This is a genomic window from Deltaproteobacteria bacterium (assembly GCA_035063765.1).
Taxonomy (GTDB): domain Bacteria; phylum Myxococcota_A; class UBA9160; order UBA9160; family PR03; genus CAADGG01.
Genome location: JAPSFT010000003.1, coordinates 60054 through 80347, shown reverse-complemented (window position 1 = coordinate 80347; position 20294 = coordinate 60054). Strand labels below are relative to the sequence as shown.

The window sequence follows — 20294 nt, the reverse complement described above, 5'->3', positions numbered from 1 at the left end:
TTCCCGTCCCCGGTGGAGCAGTTCCTCCAGCAGCTCCTGAACGGGATCGCCTGGGGCGGCATCTACGCGCTGATCGCGCTCGGCTACACGATGGTGTACGGCGTGTTGCGCCTCATCAACTTCGCCCACGGCGAGGTGTACATGGTGGGCGCGATGACCGGCTACTACGTGGCGCACGCGCTCGGGCTCGCTCGCCAGTCCTCGCTCGCCGGCCTGCTCGTCGTGCTGGCGGCCGCCATGGCCGTCTGCGCGCTGCTCGGGGCCACGATCGAGCGCGTCGCGTACCGGCCGCTGCGCTCTGCGCCGCGGCTCGCGCCGCTGATCACCGCGATCGGCGTCTCGCTGCTGCTCCAGAACGCCGGGCAGCTCGTCTTCGGCGCCGACCCCAAGTTCTTCCCGCCGCTCCTGCAGGCGCGCGAGGTGCTCCGGGTCGGCGCGCTCGCGGTCTCGAACATCCAGCTCACCGTGGTGGCGACGGCGCTCGTGCTGATGGCGGCCCTGCAGCTCGTCGTGATGCGCACCCGCTTCGGGCGGGCGATGCGCGCGGTCTCCGTCGACGCGCCGGCCGCGGCGCTGATGGGCGTCCCGGTGGACCGCGTGATCACCGGCACCTTCGTGCTCGGCTCGGCGCTCGCGGCCGCGGCGGGCATCCTGGTCGGGCTCTCGAACCCGAAGATCGACCCGCTGATGGGCCTGCTCCCCGGCCTCAAGGCCTTCGTCGCGGCCGTGCTCGGCGGGATCGGCAGCATCCCCGGCGCGATGGTCGGCGGGCTGCTGCTCGGGATCGTCGAGACGCTGGTCGCCGGCTACCTGTCGAGCACCTATCGCGACGCGATCGCCTTCGTGATCCTGATCGCGATCCTGCTCTACCGGCCGACGGGCCTGTTCGGCAGCGAGCCGGCGGAGAAGGTCTAGTGCGGGCGCGGGGCCTGCTCGGCGTGGCGGCGGCGATCGTGCTGCTCGCGCTCGCGGACTGGGCGCTTCCCCAGATCCTGAACCGCTACTACCTGACGATCCTGGTCCGGATCCTGGTCGCGGTGCTCGCGGCCACGAGTCTCCAGCTCGTGAACGGCTTCACCGGCCAGTTCTCGATCGGGCATGCGGGCTTCATGGCGGTCGGCGCCTACGTGTCGGCGGCCTTCAGCGTGTACCTGGGTGCGGGCTGGCTCGCGAGCCTGGCGGCCGTCCTGCCCGCCGGGATCGCGCGGCTCGCCTACTTCCCGCTGCCCCTGCTGGCGGGCGGGCTCGCGGCGTCGCTCGCGGGGCTGGTGGTCGGGGTGCCGTCGCTGCGCCTGCGCGGCGACTACCTCGCGATCGCGACGCTCGGCTTCGGCGAGATCATCCGGATCGCGATCCTGAACGTCGACACGGTGGGCGGCGCGCGCGGCTTCTCGCTCTCGGCGCCGGCGGGCGTGGACCTGCGCTACGAGGGGATCGGCGTGATCGGCGCGGTGGTGGCGCTCTCGGTGTTCGTGATGGCCAGGCTCGTCTATTCCGCGGGCGGGCTCGCCTTCCGCGCCGTGCGCGAGGACGAGACGGCGGCCGAGGCGATGGGGATTCCCACGACGCGCGTGAAGGTCGAGGCCTTCGTGGTCGCGAGCTTCTTCGCGGGCGTGGCGGGAGCGCTCTTCGCGCACGCCGAGGGCTACGTCCACACCAACAGCTTCACCTTCGTGCGCTCCTTCGAGATCGTGGCCTTCGTGGTGCTCGGCGGGCTCGGCTCGCTGACCGGCGCGGCGCTCGCCGCCGCCGTCCTGACCGCCGCTCCCGAGCTGCTGCGCGGGCTCGGGGAGTGGCGGATGATCCTCTACTCGCTCCTCATCATCGTGACGATGATCCTGCGCCCGCAGGGGCTCCTGGGCTCGCGCGAGCTGTCGTTGCGCTGGCTGCGCCCGCGGAGCACGGCCGTCGCGGGGAGGCCCGGGTGACCTCGCCCGAGCCGCACCCCACGAGCGAGCTGCTGGCGCTCGACGGCGTGACGGTCCGCTTCGGCGGCCTCACCGCGGTGTCGGGGCTCGACCTGCGGGTCGGCGCCCACGAGCTCGTGGCGCTGATCGGGCCGAACGGCGCCGGCAAGACCACGGCCTTCAACGTGATCACCGGCGTCTACGCGCCGGCCGCGGGGCGTGTCGCCTTCGACGGGGTCGAGATCGGCGGCTGGCGGCCGAGCCGGATCTGCCGGCGCGGCATCGCGCGCACCTTCCAGAACATCCGCCTCTTCCGCGGCCTCAGCGCGCTCGAGAACGTGCAGGCGGCGCTCTCCGGCGCGCATCGTTCGGGCCTGCGCGACGTCGTGCGCGGTCCGGCCTGGCGCCGCACCGAGGCCGCCCACGCCGCGCGCGCGCGCGAGCTGCTCGCGCGCGTCGGGCTCGAGCGCTTCGCCGAAGGACGCGCGGACTCGCTGCCCTATGGCGAGCAGCGCCGCCTCGAGATCGCCCGTGCGCTCGCCACGGGCCCGAGGCTCCTGCTCCTCGACGAGCCGGCCGCCGGCATGAACCCGTCCGAGAAGGAGGCGCTGCGCGAGTTCGTGGCGCACGTGCGCCGTGAGTTCGGCATCGCGATCGTGCTGATCGACCACGACATCCCCTTCGTGATGAACCTCTGCGACCGTGTCGCGGTGCTGGACCACGGCGAGAAGATCGCCGAGGGCACGCCCGAGGCCGTGCGGCGCGACCCCAAGGTGATCGAGGCGTACCTGGGAACCGGGGAAGCCGCGTGAGCGCCGGCGCGCCGCTGCTCGCCGTCGAAGGCCTCGAGGTGGCCTATGGTGCGATCCGCGCCCTGCGCGGCGTCGACTTCGTCGTGGAGCCGGGCGAGATCGTGACGCTGATCGGCTCGAACGGAGCCGGGAAATCCACGCTCCTGCGCGCGGTGAGCGGACTGCTGCGCCCGGCGGCGGGCCGCATCACCTTCGAGGGCCGCGACGTGACGGGCTGGCGCGCGGACCGCCTCGTTGCCGCTGGCATCTCGCACGTGCCCGAAGGCCGGCGCATCTTCGCGAACCTCAGCGTGCGCGAGAACCTCCAGATGGGCGGCTATCTGCAGCCCGCGCGCGAGGCGGAGGGGCTCGAGCGCGTGCTCGCGCTCTTCCCGCGCCTGCGCGAGCGCCTCGCCCAGCCGGCGGGCACGCTCTCGGGCGGCGAGCAGCAGATGCTCGCGATCGGCCGTGCCTTGATGGCGGAGCCGCGCCTGCTGCTCCTCGACGAGCCCTCGCTCGGCCTGGCTCCCCTGCTGGTCCGGCAGATCTTCGAGATCGTGGGCGAGATCAACGCCCAGGGCACGACCGTGGTGCTGGTCGAGCAGAACGCGCGCCAGGCGCTGCGCGTGGCGCGGCGGGCCTACGTGCTCGAGACGGGCGTGGTGGCGCTCGCCGGCGACGCCAGCGCGCTCGAACAGGACCCGCGTGTGCGCGAGGCGTACCTGGGCGGCGCGGCGGGCTGAGGGGCGCTGTCGGGAGCGGACCCGATCGCCGTCGCCCGGACCCCGGCTTCACGGCCGGGCGTGGTCGCCGTACCCGAGGACCGCGAGCCCGCGCGGCCCGTGCGCGCCGAACACCAGGGTCTGCTCGATGTCGGCGGTCTTCGAGGGCCCGCTGATCCAGGTCAGGTGGTGGGCAGCGAGCGCGTCGGGTGGTAGCAGCCGGAAGGCCGTGTGCAGGTCGCCGGCGACCCGCGTGGCGTCGAGCAGGATCAGGACGCGCTCGGCAAGGAAGAGCAGCGCGCGCTGGGGCGCGTCGCGGCCGAGCACCGCCACGGCGCCGCACTCGCCGGCAGCGACCTCGCCCCGCACGATCGCCACGGCCACGTCGGCGAACGCGTGCGGCGCGGCCTGCGCGCTCGCGAGCTCGAGGCCGGGAGGCACGGGGGACGCCGGATCGGCGAGCAGCGCGGCCGCCGACGGCTCGGCCACGACCCGGCCGCCCGCCGCCCACTCGCGCGCGATCCCGAGCGCCTCGCCGGCGAGCGCCGTGCGCGCCACCGGGCCGTAGGCGGCGCCACCCACGCTCGCGAGCCCCGCCGCGAACGCATGCCAGCTCGCGTCCATCGCCGGTGCGGGGTGCGCACCCGGATGCGCCACCGCGTGCCTCACCCCTCTCCGGACCGCCCCGAGAACCCGCTCCCGCGCGGCAAAGGGCGGGGACAGTCCCGGCGATTCGGCGATTCTCCTCATTGCCGGACTCCGAACCGCTCCGAGAATCGCCGAATCGCCGGGACTGTCCCCAGGAGGGGCCAGGCGAGGCGGGCGAGGCGGGTCGCGGCCCGCCACAGGCGCGGGTGCGCCAGCAGGTACGCCGCGAGCCGCGCGTAGCGCACGATTGCGGGTGAGGGCTGCGGCGCGTCGAGCCGCCAGGCGAGGAGCTGCTCGTGCAGGTCGATGCGGACGGGGCACACCGCCGTGCAGCTCCCGCACAGCGACGAGGCCCAGGGCAGCGACCCCCCTTCTTGCGGCGCGAGCGCGGGCGCGAGCGCCGCACCGATCGGACCGCCCACGGCGGTGCCGTAGGCATGGCCACCGGCGCGCCGGTACACCGGGCAGGTGTTGAGGCAGGCGCCGCAGCGGATGCAGCGCAGCAGGCGGCGCCGCCCGGGGTGGGCGAGCAGGCGGCTGCGGCCGTTGTCGACGAGCACGACGTGCAGCTCACCCCCTGGCCGCGGCCCCGTCAGCACGGTCGTGTAGGCACTGATCGGCTGGCCGGTCGCGCTGCGTGCCAGCAGGCGCAGCAACACCGCTGCGTCGTCGAGGGTCGGTACCAGCTTCTCGATCCCGACGCAGGCCACGTGCAGCGGGGGTAGGGCGGTTCCGAGATCCGCGTTGCCCTCGTTGGTCACGAGCACGAGCGAGCCCGTCTCGGCGATCGCGAAGTTCGCACCGCTGATCCCCGCCTGCGCCACCAGGAAGCGGGCACGCAGGGCCTCGCGCGCCACGGCCATCAGCCGCGCGGGATCCGTCTCGCCGGCGGGGCTTCCCATCGTGCGCTCGAAGAGCGCGCCGATCTCGCCCCGCGTGCGGTGGATGGCCGGAACGATCAGGTGTGAGGGCGGCTCGTGCCCGAGCTGCACGATGCGCTCGCCGAGGTCGGTGTCGACCACCTCGAACCCGCGCGCCTCGAGCCACGGGTTGAGACCGCACTCCTCCGTGAGCATCGACTTGCTCTTCACGACGAGTGTGGCGCCGTGCGCGCGCAGCAGCGCCTCGACCGTCTCGCACAGGCCGCGCGCGTCGCTCGCCCAGTGGACGACGGCGCCCGCCGCGCGCGCCTGCGCCTCGAAGCGCTCGAGCAGCAGGTCGAGGTGGTCGAGGGCGTGGTCCTTCAGCGCCGCCGCGCGGGTGCGCAGCGCCTCGAAGTCCGGCACCGCCGCCACCGCCGCATCGCGCTTCACCCGCAGCTGCCACACCGCCGCGTCGTGGCGCGCGAGCGCCGCCTCCGGCAGCACCGCCGCCGCGCGCCGGTCGATCGGCAGCTCGAGCCCGCGGGACCGCAGTGGCAGCGCCCTCATCGGTCGAGGCCCTTCCGGAGCAGCTCGCCGAGCTTCTCACCGAGCTCGCCGCCCTTGTCGCGCAGGGTGCGCTTCAGCTCGGCGGCGGCCACCGCCCGCGCCGTCCGGGCGATCAGCGCGTCGGCGACACGGCGGCCGATCTGCTCGGGGGTCGCGCCGCGCTCGCCGCCGAGATCGCGGAGCTCGACGGAGCCGAGCCGCAGCTCCTCGGGCTCGCGGCCGAGCGCAGAGGCGTCGACGACGAGCGTGCCCTCGGCGATCGTCAGCTGCTCGACGCGAACCCGCGTCGCTCCCTCGGGCTCGGTGCCGGGCGCTTCGCGCCGCGCGGGGGGCGTGCCCTCCGCCCGCGCCGCGCTCCGCTCCGCTGCCTCGACGCGATCGGAGTAGTCGCCGACGTTGCGGCGCAGCGCGTCCACGTTCATCCGGCCGTCGGCGCTCAGCACGACCGTGACGCGCGGCTCGCCGACCCGGATCTCGGGTACGACCAGCGGGCTCCCGCGCAGCGAGGCCGGCTCGATCGCCACCTCGATCCCGGCCAGCGAGACGGCGGTGCCCGGCGGGAAGCCCTCGGGGTTGCCGACCGTGATGCCGCGGATCGTCCCGCGCCCTCCGCGCAGGTCGAGATGGACACCCTCCACGCGCACCGGTGCCAGCGCCATCGCGGAGCCCTGCTCCTCGATCGCAGCCCGGACGCGCCCGTCGAGCGAGAAGCGCAGGAACCAGAACAGCGCGCCCGCGACGACGGCGAGCCCGATGGCAACGACCAGGAGCACGCGCCTCATCGACCCTCCCGTGGCTGGCGATGGTAGGCGACGCGCCTCGACAGGCACGCGCGCCGCGGGCTACCCCTGCGCGATGCGCCGCACGGCCAGCACCGTCCTGCTGCTGCTCGCGGCCGCCTGCGCCGGAGCCGGGCGGGACGCGGTTCGCGCTCCCGCACCCCTCGTGTGGCAGGCCGCCCATGGCCGCGACCACCCGCTCGCCGGCCGGATCCGCGAGGTCGCCGCCGGCCGCTGGATCGACGAGGACGCGCTGCTCGACGCGCTCGCCGTGGCCGACCTCGTGCTGGTGGGCGAGCGCCACGACAACCCCGACCACCACGCGCTCCAGGCGCGCATCGTCGCAGGCCTCGTCGCCCGCGGCCGCCGCCCCGCCGTCGCCTTCGAGATGCTCGACGCCGGCGACGCTCCCGCGATCGCAGGGGCCCTCGCGGCGCCGGGCGACGCCGCCGCCCGCGCCGCCGCGCTGCGCGAAGCGGTCGCCTGGGACGCGAGCGGCTGGCCGCCCTTCGCCCTCTACGCGCCGCTCTTCGAGGCCGTCCTCCGGGCCCGGCTCCCGATCGTCGCGGCCAACCTGCCGCGCAGCGAGCGGCACGCGATCGGCCACGGCGGCATCGCAGCGCTCCCGCCCGCGCGGCGCGCCGCGCTCGGCCTCGACGCGCCCGCCGATCCCGGAGAGCGCCGCGCCCTCGCCGAGCAGATCCGCGAGGCCCACTGCGGCCACGCGCCCCCTGCGATGCTCGAGCGCATGGTGGACGTGCAGCGTGCCTGGAACGCACAGCTCGCCCGCGCCCTCGCCAGCGCCGCCGCCGCGACACCGGACGAGGCCGCGCTGCTCGTCGCCAGCGCCGCCGCCGCGACACCGGACGGGAGCGCGCTGCTCGTGGCCGGCAACGAGCACGTGCGACGAGACCGCGGTGCCCCGCGCTGGCTCGCGCGCTTCGCCCCCCGAGCGCACGTCGCGAGCGTCGGCCTGCTCGAGATCGACCCGGACGACCCGGCGGCCGATCCCAGCGCGGGCGCACCCTTCGACTACGTCTGGCTCACCCCGCGCGCCGACCTCGCCGACCCCTGCGAGAAGTACCGCGAGTCGCTCGAGAAGCTGCGCGCCCCGCCCTGAGCCGCGCCCTCACTCCTTCGGCTGGATCGCCGCGAAGCGCTCGCTCGCGTCGAGGTACTCCTCGACGAGCTTCACGATCACGTCGCGGGTGGAGCGCCGCTCGTTCATCATCCCGACCACCTGGCCGACGGGATTGAAGGCGACCGGCTGGGCCTTGGCGGCGTACCGCGTCGTGCGCGAGACGGCGTCGGCCGTGACCATGAACTGGAGCGGCATCCCGAGCGGCTTCGGGTTCTCGGGCTGGTCCCAGGCCTCGGTCCAGTCGTTGCGGAGCATCCGGCAGGGCTTCCCGGTCCAGGCGCGCGAGCGCACGGTGTCGTGGCTCGTCGCCCGCAGCAGCGACTCCTGCTGCGGGAGCGGCACCTCGGCCTCTTCGACGGTGAGCCAGAGCGAGCCGGTCCAGACCCCCTGGGCGCCCAGCATCAGCGCCGCCGCCATCTGGCGCCCGTCGCCGATCCCGCCCGCCGCGAGCACCGGCACCGGCGCCACCGCGTCGATCACCTGCGGCCACAGGACGAGGCTCCCGATCTCGCCGGTGTGGCCGCCCCCCTCGGTGCCCTGCGCGATCACGAAGTCGACCCCGGCCTCCTTGTGCTGGAGCGCGTGCTTGACGCTCCCGCACAGTGCGCCGACCAGGCGCCCGCTCGCCTGGATCTCCCGGATCACGTCGGCCGGCGGCGTCCCGAGCGCGTTCGCGACGAGCTTCACCTTCGGGTGCTTCAGGATCGCCTCGACCTGCGGGCCCGCCGTCGCCGCCGTCCAGCCGAGCAGCTCGCGCGCGTGCTCGCCCTCGGGCAGCTCGGGCACGCCGTGCTCGGCGAGCAGGCGCTTCGCGAAGGCCCGGTGCCCGGCCGGGATCATCTCGGCGAGCTTGTGCTCGAGCGCGCCCGCGTCGAGCGCCTCGCCCTTGCCCGCGTACTTCTGGGGGATCACCACGTCGACGCCGTAGGGCTTGTCCCCGATGTGGTCGTCGATCCACTTCATCTCGATCTCGAGCTGCTCGGCGCTGAAGCCGACCGCCCCGAGCACGCCGAGCCCGCCGGCCTTCGAGACGGCCACCACGACGTCGCGGCAGTGGGTGAAGGCGAAGATCGGGAACTCGATGCCGAGGCGTTCGCAAAGCGGGGTGCGCACGAAGGCTCCTTCGCAGCAGGGCCACTAAAACTAGAACATGTTTCATTCCCTGGCACCGGCGCGGGGCCGGTCCGGGAGGCGGCGGGGATCAGGTCGCCGCAAGCACCTCCGCCAGGTGGATCGTCCCCGGCCCCCGCGCGCCTGGGGTCGCGCGCCGGATCCCGTCGAGGTGCAGGAGACAGCTCGTATCGGTCCCGACGATCCACCCGGCGCCGGTGGCGGCGAGGTCGGCGAGCCGGGCGCGGCCGATCCGCTCCGAGAGCTCGGGCGCCTCGACCGCGAAGACGCCGCCGAAGCCGCAGCACTCGTCGCGCGCCGGTAGCACGAGCTCGAGGCCGGCGACGGCACGCAGCAGCCGCTCGGTGGATCCCACCTCCGTCGTGCCCTCCGGCCGGGCTCCCTCCCCCACCCTCTCGCTCGGCCGGCCGAGCCCGAGCTCGCGCAGCCCGTGGCAGCTCGCGAGCAGCGCCACCCGGTGCGGGAAGCGCGCCCCGACGTCGACCACGCCGCGCTCGCCGACCAGGAACTCGCCGAGCTCGAAGGTGCGCTCGCAGACGCGCCGCCCGGCCGGGTCGAGGCCGACCCCGATCCCGGCGTAGTGGCGCCGCAGGGTGGCGACACAGCTCGCCGATGGACACACGATCGTGTCGTAGGCCGCGAAGCGCTCGAGGTGGGCGCGGGCCAGGCGCGCGGCCTCGGGCGCGAGGCCCAGGTTCAGGAAGGGCTGGCCGCAGCAGGTCTGGTCGGGGTCGTAGGCGACCTCGCAGCCGACCCGCTCGAGGACCGCGACGGTGGCCTCCGCCACCCGCGGCGCGAGCTGGTCCACGTAGCAGGGCACGAAGAGGCCGACGCGCATGGGCGGACCCACTCTACCCCCCGCCGCGAGGCAGGGCCCCGCCCCGGCGCGGCGCTTCAGCCGCGCTCCGGGCGACCCGATCCAGGACGGATGGCTCGCGCTGCGCAAAGGCTCCGCCCGTGGGTCGCTGCCGGGCTCGCCTGGCTGCTCGCGGCGCTCCCCGCGGCCGCCGGGGCCGAGCGCCGCCACGACGACATCCCGGCGCGCACCTGGAGGACCCTGCGGCGGGTCCCCCGCCAGCTCGGGGTCGCGACCGGACGTGCGCTGCGCGAGCTCGAGGCCGGCGTCGAGCAGGGCCGGCGCGAGCTCGACCGTTTGGACCCCCCCGCGCGGCCGCCCGCGCTGCCCCCCGATCCCGAGCGCGCCGGCAACGACCCGCTCGGGGCGGCGCTCCCGCCCGATCCAGGAGCCTGGGATCCGGCGCTCGACCCGCTCTTCGACGGCGCGCCGGCGCCGGAGCCGGCCGCTGCCCGCGCTGCCCCCGCCGCCCTGCCCCCCGCGCCGCACGCGAGCGGTACGAACGGCTGGGCGGCCGGGCTCGCCGCGCTGCTCGCGACCGCCCTCGCCGGCGCCTGGCTCACGCGGCGGCGCCGCCCGAGCGCCGGCGCACTCGCAGCGGCGCCCGCACCGCCGGAGGCCGCACCGCCGCCCCCGCCGGCCCACGAGCGGACCACGCACCCGCGTGACCCTGGCCCTCCGCCGGCCCGCGAGCGCACCACGCGCCCGCGCGACCCCGCTCCCGTGCCGGCCCGGCCCGCCACGGCGGCGGCCGCCGCCGAGCGCCCCACCCCGTTCCCCGTCACCGGCCGCTACGAGCTCCTCGCCGAGATCGGGCGCGGCGGGATGGGCGTCGTCTACCGGGCGCGCGACCGGCGGCTCGACCGCATCGTCGCGCTCAAGCGCCTGCCCGAGAGCATGGAGACCCGCCCCCGCGCGGTGCAGCTCCTGCTGCGCGAGGCGCGCAGCGCCGCCCGGCTCAACCATCCCCACATCGTGACCGTCTACGACGTCGACCACGAGGACGGCGCCTACTTCCTGACCATGGAGTACCTCGAGGGCCAGCCGCTCTCGAGCCTGCTCGCGCGGCGCGGCCGCTTCCCGGCGGCCGAGGTGGCCTGGCTCGGACGGCAGGCCGCCGCGGGCCTCGGCTACGCGCACGAGCGGGGCATCGTCCACCGCGACGTCAAGACCGCGAACCTGTTCCTCACCCGCGGGCGGATCGTGAAGGTCATGGATTTCGGGCTCGCCAAGGTGATCGACGCCGTGCGCCGGCGAGCGACACGCATCGGTGGCACTCCCGACTACATGGCGCCCGAGCAGACGCTGGGCCTCGAGGTGGACGGGCGGGCGGACCTCTACGCGCTCGGCGCGACGCTCCACGAGCTGCTCACCGGGCGGGTGCTCTTCGAGGAGGGCGACGCGATGCGCCACCACCGCGAGACGCCGCCCCCCGATCCGCGGGAGCGGGCGCCCGGGACGCCCGCCGCGCTCGCCGAGCTGGTGCTCGAGCTCCTCGCCAAGGAGCCGCGCGGGCGTCCGGGCTCGGCCGCGGAGGTGGCGGAGCGGCTGCGCGCGATCGAGCTCGCGGCGGCGCCCCGCCGGGTGGGCTAGCCCGGGCTTCAGCTCGGGGTCCAGAAACCCGATCCGGGGCAGGTGCTTGGAGCTTCCGAAAGCCCCGCGCGCCGGAATCGGTGCGGGAGCGCCCCCGTACGCCGGGTGGCGTGCGTCCTCGCGGTGCTGGGGCTCGCCCTGCTCGGCACGCCGGCCCCGGCGGCCGAGGAGCCGAGCGGCGCGGCCCGGGTCTGGCGGGCGATCAAGCGCGTCCCGGGCCAGATCGGGGCCGCGACGAAGAAGGCGGCGCGCGGGATCGGCGACGGCTTCGACCGCAGCGAGGAGGCGCAGCCCGCCGAACAGGAGACGGTCGCGAAGCCCGCGCCGAAGCCCGTCGGGCGCCCGTCTCCGCGAGCGGCACCGCGGCGGCCGCCCGCCCCCGCGCCGGTCCCGCTCGCGCAGGAGCCCCTCGCTCCCCTGCCGCTTCCTCCGCCCCGGCCCGAGCGGCCGCCCGCGGCGCTCGCGGCCGAGCCCGAGCTGCTCCGGGACGGGCTCGCCCACCTGGGCCTGCGCCGCCTGGCGCTGCTCGGGTTCTTCGCGGCGGCCCTCGCGGGCGTCGGCCTCGCCTTCGCCCGCCGGCGCCAGCCATCCTCGCCAGCGAGCGCGGCGACGCCGGCAGCCGGCGCTCCCGGGCCCGCGGCGCCGGAGCCGGCGTCGCTCCCCTCCGCCTCGTTCGCGCCGACGATCCCGCTGCCGCTCGCGCCCGTGCCCGAGCCTCCGCCGACGAAGGCCTTCCCGCGCGACACCGTGCGCGTCCCTCCGGGCGGGCAGAAGACGACCGTCCGGCACACCGCGACCGCCTTCGACGCCGCCGCCCTCGACGCCCGCACCGAGGCGGCCCTGGCCGAGGCGCTGGCGAGCGACGCCGCGTCTGCGACGCCGTTCCCCGGCGGCGGCCGCTACGAGCTGCTCGCCGAGATCGGGCGCGGCGGGATGGGCGTCGTCTACCAGGCCCGCGACAAGCGGCTCGACCGCATCGTCGCGCTCAAGCGGCTCCCGGAGGACCTCCAGACGCACCCGCGCGCCGTGCAGCTCCTGCTGCGCGAGGCACGCAGCGCCGCCCAGCTCAACCACCCCCACATCGTGACCCTCTACGACGTCGATCACGAGGACGGCGCCTACTTCCTGACCATGGAGTACCTCGAGGGCCAGCCGCTCTCGAGCCTGCTCCACCGGCGCAGGCGGATGGCCGCCTCCGAGGTGGCCTGGCTCGGCCGCCAGGCCGCGGCCGGCCTCGCCTACGCCCACGAGCGGCGCATCGTCCACCGCGACGTCAAGACCGCGAACCTGTTCCTGACCCGCGACCGGATCGTGAAGATCATGGACTTCGGGCTCGCCAAGATGCTGGAGGCCGTGCGCCGGCGCTCGACGCGCATCGGCGGCACCCCCGACTACATGGCGCCCGAGCAGGCGTCGGGCGTGGACGCGGACGAGCGCGCCGACCTCTACGCGCTCGGGGTCACGCTCTTCGAGCTGCTCACCGGGACGGTCCCGTTCGACGAAGGGGATCCTGCCCGACACCATCGCGAGACGCAGCCGCCGGATCCGCGCGAGCGCGCCCACGAGCTGCCGGACGCGCTCGCCGACCTCGTGCTCCAGCTCCTCGCCAAGAAGCCCGACGAGCGTCCCGGCTCGGCCGCCGAGGTGGCCGAGCGGCTGCGCGGGATCGAGCAGGCGACCCTGCGCAGGCGCGCGGAGCCCTAGCCGCCCGCCCGGCGCGGCCGCCGCAGGAGCCCTTCCTGGACGACGCTGGCGAGGCGCGCGCCGCTGCGGTCGAGGATCCGGCCCGCGACCCAGGCGCGGCCGCCGTGCGCGATCGGGGTCTCGCTCGCGTAGAGGATCCAGTCGTCCCAGCGCGGCGGCCGGTGCAGCCAGACCGCGTGATCGAGGCTCGCGGGCAGCCGCTCCCGCAGGCCGCCATGCAGGCGCGCCGCCGTGCGCAGGAGCGTGCGATCGCTCGCGTAGACGAGCGCGGCGGCGTGCAGCACGGGATCCTCGGGCAGCCGCCCGCGCGGGCGCATCCACACCAGGCGGTGGGGCGGAGCGGGAGCGCCCGGGCGATCGTCGGCGGGCTGGCACACGCGCACCTCGATCGCGTCGGGGGGCCGGGCCGGCTCGCCGGTCTCGGCGGCGCGCAGGCTCTCCCAGTCGGGCAGGCCCTCGGGCGGGGGCGCCGGGGCGAGCGGCGGCTCGTGCGCGTGGGCCACGCCCTGCTCGTCGCCCGTGAAGCCGCAGGCCAGCTCGAAGACCGGCTCGCCGAGCTGGAGGACGAGCACGCGCCGGGTCGCGAAGCGCCGCCCGTCGCGCACGCGCGTCACCTCGAAGCGGAGCGCCGCGCCCGGGCGCCCGGGGCGCAGGAAGTAGCCGTGGAGCGAGTGGAGCCGCGCGCCCGCGACGGTGCGCGCGGCGGCCACCGCCGCCTGCGCCGCGAGCAGGCCCCCGAACAGGCGCCGCCCCGCCTGCACGGGCGCCGCCGCGAAGGCGCCCGCGCCCCCGGGCTCGAGCTCGAGGCGCGCGAGCAGGCGCGCGAGCGGATCGCCCTCCGGCATCCGGAGACGGATAGCAGCGAAGCCGGCCTCAGTTCGCGGCGCTGGCGTCCTCCGCGGCGGCGGGCGCCGCGAGCGTGTGCTCGCGCGGGACGCCGCCCTCGTCGCGGACCACGCGCAGCGGCGCCTCCCCCTGCAGCGCATCGAGCACCTCGGGCACCGAGAGGCGGCGCCCGCCCGGGCCGTCGCGCAGGATCTGGTCGCCGCGCCGCAGGCCGCGCCGCTCGGCGGGTGTACCCGGGCGCACCACGAGCACGGCGATCTCGCCGATCGGATCCTCGTAGACGACCGCACCCGCCGCGCTCATCGCTCCGTAATCGGACCCGAAGAACGGCACCGCCTCGGACTCGCGGCGCAGCCACAGGCGCCGGCGCGGGTAGTCGATCCGGACCAGGAAGCGCGACAGCACGTCGTAGGCGACCACCGAGTCGCTTCGGCCCGCCAGGTTGTACCAGCCGCGCGGCGACACCAGGGCCGGCACCGGCCCGACGGCGAGCCCCCCGATCGACAGCGAGCGGACCTCGTGGAAGCGCACCTGCATCGGCCCGAGCGTCGTACCGAGGGTCCCCGTGTCCGGGAGCGCGTCGGGGTCGATGCCGACCGAGCGGGCCGCGTCCCCGGAGAGGACCAGGGCGGGCTGCACGCCGGTTTCGAGGAGCAGGCGCAGGGGACGCCCGTCGATCGCGACCTCGAGCGAGGGCCTGTGGGCGGTCAAGGTGAAGGGCACCACCGCCTCCTCGGGCTCCGTGGCACCCTCGGGCACGCGGAAGCGGTCGGGATCCAGGAACCGGACCACGCGCATCGTGAAGTCGATCTCGACCACGTAGGCCTCCAGGAAGTCGCCGCCGACCACGCCATACTCCCAGCCCGTCTTCGAGCCGGTGTCGCTCGAGCTCGTGTCCACCTGGAAGAGCAGGTCCCGGCCGAGGCGCGTCCTGCGCCGGTACGGTTCGCTCTTGTGGCGCCGGACCGAGACGCCGGCCGCGCGTGCGGCCAGGGGTGTCAGCACGCTGATGCTGGCACCCGTGTCGAGCAGCAGCGGGAAGGGCGGCGCGCCGTCGGGCGCCAGGTCGAGGAGGATCCGGTTCGGCTCCTCCGCCTTCCCGAACGGCAAGACGGCGACGACGGCGTCGGGCGGCACGTCGTCCGCGCGGGCGGGCGCGGCGGAGAGCAGGAGGGCAAGCAGCAGGGCGGCGGCCTTCATCGTTCCATCCTACGCGCCGCCGCGTCGGCTGCGGAGCAGAAAAGCGCCTGTGGTAGCGTGCCCACGGGAGGCCGCCGTGATCCGCCTGTACACCGCCACCACCCCGAACGGCCGCAAGGCCTCGATCGCGCTCGAGGAGATCGGCGTGCCCTACGAGGTGCACTGGGTCCACCTCGAGCGCAAGGAGCAGATGGAGCCCTCGTTCCTGGCGCTCAACCCCAACCACAAGATCCCGGTGCTCGAGGACGACGGGCTCGTCGTCTGGGAGTCGGGGGCGATCCTGCTCCACCTGGCCGAGACCTACGGCAAGCTCCTGCCCGGGGATCCGGCCGGGCGCATCCACGCGATCCAGTACGCCTTCTTCCAGACCGGCGGGATCGGCCCGAACCTGGGCCGGCTCGGCGCGCAGCTCCGCAAGCCCCAGGCCGAGCGCAGCCGCGAGATCATGGAGCTGTTCGGCGACGAGGTGTCGCGGCTGCTGGCCGTGCTCGACCGGATCCTCTCGGACGGCCGCGGGTATCTTGCCGGCGAGTACTCGATCGGCGACATCATGCACTATCCCTGGCTGCAGCCGCTGCTCGCCCTCCGGGCGCCGCCGCTCCTCGACCACCCGCGCGTGGTCGCCTGGCTCGAGCGGATCGGCGAGCGGCCCGCCGTCCAGCGCGGGATGCGCGTCCCGGAGTAGCGTGTCCCAGCCCCGCGATCGCCGCGCGATGCTCGGCGACGGCGTCGCCTTCAGCGTGATGGTCGGGATGGGCGAGTCGTATCTCGCCGCCTTCGTGCTCGCAGCGGGGCTCGGCGAGGTGGCCGCCGGCCTGATCGCGACCGTGCCGATGGTGGGCGGCGCGGTGCTCCAGCTCGTGTCGCCCTACGCGGTGCGCCGGCTGCGCTCGCACCGGCGCTGGGTGGTGATCTGCGCGCTGCTCCAGGCGGTGAGCTTCCTCCCGCTCGCCGTCCAGGCCTGGCGCGGCGAGGCCTCGCTGGCGCTCGTCTACCTGGCCGCGGCGGCCTACTGGGGCTTCGGCTTCGCGACCGGGCCGGCCTGGAACACCTGGGTGGGCACGCTGATCCCGGCTGCGGAGCGCGCGCGCTTCTTCGCGCGGCGCTCGCGCTGGTGCCAGGCGGCGGTGCTCACCGCCCTGCTCGGGGCCGGCACGCTCCTCGAGTGGGGCGACGCGGGCGGCGAGCGTCTCGGGCTCTTCGGGGCGCTGTTCGCGGCGGCCGGCCTCGCGCGGCTCGTGTCGGCGGGCTTCCTGGCCAGCCAGAGCGAGCCGGTGCCGCTGCCCGAGGACCACCGCCACGTCTCCTTCCTGGACTTCGGCCGGCGCTTCCGTCCCGGCGCGGCCGGCAACGACGCGCGGTTGCTCGCCTACCTGCTCGCGATGCAGGTCGGCGTGAACGTGGCGGCGCCGTTCTTCACCCCCTACATGCTGGAGCACCTGGCGCTCTCGTGGGCCTCGTTCACGGGACTCGTCGGGGCGGTCTTCGCCTCGCGCATCGTCGCGCTGCCGCTGCTCGGGCGGCTCGCGCACCGCCGCGGCGCGCGCCGGCTCCTGTGGGCGGGCGCGCTCGGGATCGTCCCGCTCCCGGTCCTGTGGCTCGCGAGCGATGCGGTTCCCGCCCTGCTGGCGATCCAGATCGCCGCCGGCATCGCGTGGGGCGCCGTCGAGCTCGCCATCCTGCTCTCCTTCTTCGAACACATCCATGCGTCGGAACGCACCGGCGTGCTCACGATCTACAACCTCGCCAACGCGCTCGCGATCGCCGGGGGCGCGGCGCTCGGCAGCCTGGTCTTCGCCGCCATGGGCGGCGGCCGGGCGGGCTACGCGCTGCTCTTCGCGCTCTCCACCGCCGGGCGCGCGGGCGCGCTGCTGCTGCTCGCCGGCGTGCGCGACGTCGCGGTGCCCGAGGCGCCGCTCGAGCTGCGCACGGTGGCCGTGCGCCCGAACGCCGGCGCCTTGCAGGGGCCGATCCTGCCCACCGCGCAGGCGGACGAAGAGGCCTAGTGCTACCCCGTCGCGCGTGCGGTTTCCGCGGCGCGCAATGGCCTGGCAGCTCCCCCGCCTGCTCCCCGGCCTGCTCTCCAGCCTGCTCGCCAGCCTGCTCACCAGCCTGGCCGGGCCGGGCCTGCTCGCCGCGGGCGCCGTGATCGGGGTGTGCGCCGGGCCCGCGGCGGCGCAGCTCCCGCTCCCGAAGACGCTCGTCACGGCCGAGCCGCCGGCGACACCGCCGGCGCCAGGGCAGCCCGCGGCAGCGGACCAGGCGCCCGATCCGGCCACGATCGAGGCGCGCCGCCGCGAGGTCAGCGCCGAGCGGGAGGCGCTCGCGGCCCGGATCGCCGCGGCGGGCGGCGAGGCCGGCGCGGAGCCCGGCCTCACCGAGCGGGTGATGCTCCTCGAGCGGCTCGAGCGCAGCTACGGGCGCCAGCTCGACGCGCTGCGCCGCCTCGCCACCCAGGGCGAGGTGCTGGCCACGCTCGACCGCCAGCTCGCGAACGGGCCCGGGGCGGAGGTCGGCTCCGAGCCGCCCTTCCCGATCGACCTGCTCGACCGGCTCCTCGACTCCGACGACCAGAAGGCCGAGCGCACGGCGGCGCTCGGAGCGGCGGTGGCCGCCGCGGAGGAGAGCGTCGAGGACGCGAAGCGCACGCTCGAGAAGCGCGAGGCGGAGCGCCGCGCCGCGAAGGAGGCCGCCGGCAGCGGCGCCGACGACCCGGCCCGCGCCGAGGCCGAGCGCGTGCTGCGCCGGACCGAGCTGGCCAGCGAGATCGCCCGCCAGCGCGTGCTGGCCGAGGAGCTCGCGCTCGCGACCGCGCGCCAGGAGGTCGAGATCGAGCGCAAGAACGGGCTGGCGCTGGCTGCCCGGATCGCGTTCGTGGAGGAGCGGCTCGCGCTCGGCGAGGACGAGCTCACCAAGGAGCTCGCGGGGATCGAGCAGCAGGAGCTCCGGCTGCGCGAGGAGCAGCCGGCGGCCGCGCAGGCGGTGCGCTCGGCCGAGCGGCGGCTCGACGCGGTGCAGAAGCGCGCCGACGCCGAGCCGCAGCCGGGCCCCGCGCTGCTCGCCGAGCTCGACGCGCGCCGGATCGGACTCGTGGTGGCCAAGCGCCACGAGGCGCGGCTCGCGGACGAGCTCGAACGGCTCGCCGAGCTGCGCCGGCTGTGGCAGGAGCGCTGGCGCGTGCTCTCGGGCGGGGCGGCGCGCGACGAGCTCCGCACCTGGGCGCGCGAGCTGCCGGGCCTGGAGGCGGACCACGAGCGCGACCGGCGCCTCGTCGAAGCCCGGATCGCGGACGTCGAGCGCGAGCGGACCGCGCTGGCGGCCCGCGCCGCCGCGCCGGCCGAGGGGGCCCCCGGCGAGGAGCAGCGCTGGCTCGCCGAGCAGGCGCGCGAGCTCGACCAGGTGCTCGCGGAGGCACGCGAGCAGCTCGCGGGGCTCGCCGAGAACGAGCGCCTGACCCGGCGCCTGGGCCGCGCGCTCGGCCTGCGCGAGCAGCGTGCCACGCTCGCCGACCGCGCCGCGGACGCCTACGAGGCGGTCGCCTCGGTCTGGTCGAAGGAGCTCGTGGCCGTCGAGGACAACCCGATCACGATCGGCAAGGTGACGACCGCGATCCTGCTCTTCGGGCTCGGGATCGTGGTGTCGCGGCTGCTCTCGCGCGGCTTCGCCGCGCTGGTGCGCCGGCGCAGCGCCCTCGACGAAGGAGCCGTCGACGCCATCCGCAGCCTCGCCTTCTACGCGCTGGTCGCGCTCTTCTTCCTGGTCGCGCTCGACAGCGTGAACATCCCGCTCACCGCCTTCACGGTCGCCGGCGGGGCGATCGCGATCGGCATCGCCTTCGGCAGCCAGGCCGTGGTGAACAACTTCGTGAGCGGCCTGATCCTGATGATCGAACGGCCGATCAAGGTCGGCGACATGGTGGTCTACGCCGACAACACCGGGCGCGTGGAGCGGATCGGCCCGCGCAGCACGCGGATCCGGACCATCGACAACGTCTACCTGATCGTCCCCAACAGCAAGCTGCTCGACAACAACGTCGTGAACTGGACGCTGTCGGACGGCGTGGTCCGCACGCGGGTCACGGTCGGCGTCACCTACGGGACGCCGACGCGCGACGTCGAGAAGCTGCTGCTCGAGTTGATGGCGGCGCAGCCGGAGATCCTCGCGCACCCGCGCCCGGCCGTGGTCTTCGACGACTTCGCCGCCGACTCGCTGCGCTTCCATGCCGAGTTCTTCGTCAAGCTCTCGCCGCTGCTCGACGACCGCGCGGTGCGCAGCCGCCTGCGCCACGCGATCGACGAGACCTTCCGCCGGCGCGGGATCGTGATCGCCTACCCGGTGCGCGACCTCGCTGCCCACGTGCCCGGCCACTCCCCTCCGCAGGGGCACGCATGAGGATCGCCGGCACCGCGAACCTGTTCTCGGCGCGGCGGCCGCCGCCCGGCGCGCACCCCGGCGTCTTCGTGCTGCCCGAGGGGGCCCCCCCGACCCGGATCCGCGCCGTGATCTGGGACGCCGAACGGCTCGAAGAGCGCGAGATCCACGGGCCCGAGGAGCTGCGGGCGGCGGTCGACAGCCCCGGCCTCACCTGGATCGAGGTGGTCGGCCTCGGTGACGGCAGCGTGCTCGGCTGGATCCGCGACGTGCTCGGGGTGCACCCGCTGGCGGTTGCCGACATCGCCAACGTGCCGCAGCGCCCGAAGTTCGACGACTACGGCGAGCGCGACCTCGTGATCGCCCAGCACGTGCGGATCCTCGAGGACGAGGGCGTCGAGATGACCCAGGTCTCGGTGGTGGCGAGCCCACACTGGGTGGTGAGCGTGCTCGAGGAGCCCTGCGACCACCTGTTCGAGCCGCTGCACGAGCGGCTGCGCGCGCACGCCCCGATCCGCCGCATGGGTGCCGACTACCTGGCCTACGCGATCGTCGACGCGGTGATCGACGGCTACTTCCCGGTGCTCGAGTCGCTGGGAGAGCTCCTGGAGACGCTCGAGGAGGACATCCTGGCGCGCCCCGGGCGCGACACGCTGGTGCGCCTGCACGCGGTGCGCCGGGTGCTGATGACGCTGCACCGTACGATGTGGCGCCAGCGCGACGCCCTGAGCCAGATCCTGCGCGGCGACGGCACGCCCTTCGGCGAGGGCGTGCGCGTCTACTTCCGCGACGCCCACGACCACTCGCTCCAGGTCCTCGACGCGATCGAGAGCTACCGCGAGCTGACCGTCGGATTGATGGACGTCTACCTGTCGAGCGTGAGCAACCGGCTGGGCGAGGTGATGAAGACGCTCACCATCATGGCCTCGATCTTCATCCCGCTCACCTTCATCGTCGGGGTCTACGGGATGAACTTCGACTGGATGCCGGAGCTGCGCTGGAGGTGGGGCTACCCGGTGGTGTGGATCGTGATGATCACCGTGGGCCTGGCCCTCCTCGGCTGGTTCCGGCACCGGGGCTGGCTCGGCGACCCCACGGGCGGCGACGACGAGGACGATCCCTGACGAGCGCACGTCCCACGGATGCTCCCGTCGCCCGCCACGGATCTTCGATCC

Annotated in this window: 18 protein-coding genes; 11 read left to right on the top strand and 7 right to left on the bottom strand. The window is 75.4% G+C overall.

The genetic code is table 11. The annotated features are described in order from the left end of the window. The first annotated feature begins 12 nt into the window (after positions 1–12). The 4 genes from OZ948_02310 to OZ948_02295 are packed head-to-tail and all read left to right on the top strand — an operon-like array spanning position 13 to position 3441. Positions 13–915 carry a branched-chain amino acid ABC transporter permease gene (locus OZ948_02310; GenBank protein MEB2343555.1) on the top strand — a complete coding sequence of 301 codons (903 nt, stop codon included), beginning with the start codon at positions 13–15 and terminating at the stop codon, positions 913–915. Then, the gene (locus tag OZ948_02305) at positions 915–1928 is read left to right on the top strand and encodes a branched-chain amino acid ABC transporter permease (protein ID MEB2343554.1); all 1014 of its coding nucleotides are present in this window, start codon (positions 915–917) and stop codon (positions 1926–1928) included. The genes OZ948_02310 and OZ948_02305 overlap by 1 nt, the downstream gene beginning before the upstream one ends. Next, complete coding sequence (locus tag OZ948_02300; GenBank protein MEB2343553.1) at positions 1925–2719, top strand: ABC transporter ATP-binding protein; 795 nt, start codon at positions 1925–1927, stop codon at positions 2717–2719. Before OZ948_02305 ends, OZ948_02300 begins: the two co-directional genes overlap by 4 nt. A 14-nt stretch (positions 2720–2733) precedes the next feature. Further along, on the top strand, positions 2734–3441 hold the full coding sequence (locus tag OZ948_02295) for an ABC transporter ATP-binding protein (GenBank protein ID MEB2343552.1): 708 nt from the start codon (positions 2734–2736) through the stop codon (positions 3439–3441). 48 nt (positions 3442–3489) lie between these two features. Here OZ948_02295 and OZ948_02290 read toward each other — a convergent pair whose 3' ends face one another. The 3 genes from OZ948_02290 to OZ948_02280 form a co-directional block, all read right to left on the bottom strand. After that, positions 3490–4077, bottom strand: coding sequence for an LUD domain-containing protein (locus tag OZ948_02290; protein ID MEB2343551.1), 588 nt, complete (start codon positions 4075–4077; stop codon positions 3490–3492). Between the two features lie 89 nt (positions 4078–4166). Continuing rightward, the gene (locus tag OZ948_02285; protein MEB2343550.1) at positions 4167–5498 is read right to left on the bottom strand and encodes an LUD domain-containing protein; all 1332 of its coding nucleotides are present in this window, start codon (positions 5496–5498) and stop codon (positions 4167–4169) included. Next, entirely contained in the window at positions 5495–6280 is a 786-nt protein-coding gene (locus OZ948_02280; protein ID MEB2343549.1) for a hypothetical protein, read from the bottom strand. Before OZ948_02280 ends, OZ948_02285 begins: the two co-directional genes overlap by 4 nt. Positions 6281–6353: 73 nt before the next feature. Between OZ948_02280 and OZ948_02275 the strand changes: the two genes are divergently transcribed. Further along, positions 6354–7397: a ChaN family lipoprotein gene (locus OZ948_02275; GenBank protein ID MEB2343548.1), complete on the top strand. Its 1044-nt coding sequence runs from the start codon at positions 6354–6356 to the stop codon at positions 7395–7397. Positions 7398–7406: 9 nt separating this feature from the next. Here the strand turns inward: OZ948_02275 and OZ948_02270 are convergent, their stop codons facing one another. Then, a complete protein-coding gene (locus tag OZ948_02270) occupies positions 7407–8531 on the bottom strand; it encodes a nitronate monooxygenase family protein (protein ID MEB2343547.1) in 1125 nt (374 codons plus the stop codon). An 88-nt stretch (positions 8532–8619) separates the two neighbouring features. Continuing rightward, positions 8620–9387 (bottom strand): (Fe-S)-binding protein, encoded by a 768-nt coding sequence (locus tag OZ948_02265; protein MEB2343546.1) that lies wholly within the window; start codon positions 9385–9387, stop codon positions 8620–8622. 90 nt (positions 9388–9477) lie between these two features. Here OZ948_02265 and OZ948_02260 point away from each other — a divergent pair, with 90 nt between their 5' ends. Together OZ948_02260 and OZ948_02255 are read left to right on the top strand one after the other, a co-directional pair. Next, positions 9478–10998: a serine/threonine-protein kinase gene (locus OZ948_02260; protein MEB2343545.1), complete on the top strand. Its 1521-nt coding sequence runs from the start codon at positions 9478–9480 to the stop codon at positions 10996–10998. A gap of 105 nt (positions 10999–11103) precedes the next feature. Next, a complete protein-coding gene (locus OZ948_02255; protein MEB2343544.1) occupies positions 11104–12702 on the top strand; it encodes a serine/threonine-protein kinase in 1599 nt (532 codons plus the stop codon). Here OZ948_02255 and OZ948_02250 read toward each other — a convergent pair. Together OZ948_02250 and OZ948_02245 are read right to left on the bottom strand one after the other, a co-directional pair. Continuing rightward, a complete protein-coding gene (locus OZ948_02250) occupies positions 12699–13547 on the bottom strand; it encodes a thioesterase family protein (protein ID MEB2343543.1) in 849 nt (282 codons plus the stop codon). The genes OZ948_02255 and OZ948_02250 overlap by 4 nt on opposite strands. Positions 13548–13575: 28 nt before the next feature. Continuing rightward, entirely contained in the window at positions 13576–14748 is a 1173-nt protein-coding gene (locus OZ948_02245; protein ID MEB2343542.1) for an aspartyl protease family protein, read from the bottom strand. Between the two features lie 76 nt (positions 14749–14824). Between OZ948_02245 and OZ948_02240 the strand changes: the two genes are divergently transcribed. The 4 genes from OZ948_02240 to corA are packed head-to-tail and all read left to right on the top strand — an operon-like array spanning position 14825 to position 20243. Further along, positions 14825–15433: a glutathione S-transferase family protein gene (locus tag OZ948_02240; GenBank protein ID MEB2343541.1), complete on the top strand. Its 609-nt coding sequence runs from the start codon at positions 14825–14827 to the stop codon at positions 15431–15433. 1 nt (position 15434) lies between these two features. Further along, entirely contained in the window at positions 15435–16754 is a 1320-nt protein-coding gene (locus OZ948_02235; GenBank protein MEB2343540.1) for an MFS transporter, read from the top strand. 37 nt (positions 16755–16791) lie between these two features. Continuing rightward, complete coding sequence (locus tag OZ948_02230) at positions 16792–19140, top strand: mechanosensitive ion channel (GenBank protein MEB2343539.1); 2349 nt, start codon at positions 16792–16794, stop codon at positions 19138–19140. Beyond that, on the top strand, positions 19137–20243 hold the full coding sequence (gene corA / locus OZ948_02225; GenBank protein ID MEB2343538.1) for a magnesium/cobalt transporter CorA: 1107 nt from the start codon (positions 19137–19139) through the stop codon (positions 20241–20243). Before OZ948_02230 ends, corA begins: the two co-directional genes overlap by 4 nt. Positions 20244–20294: the final 51 nt, after the last annotated feature.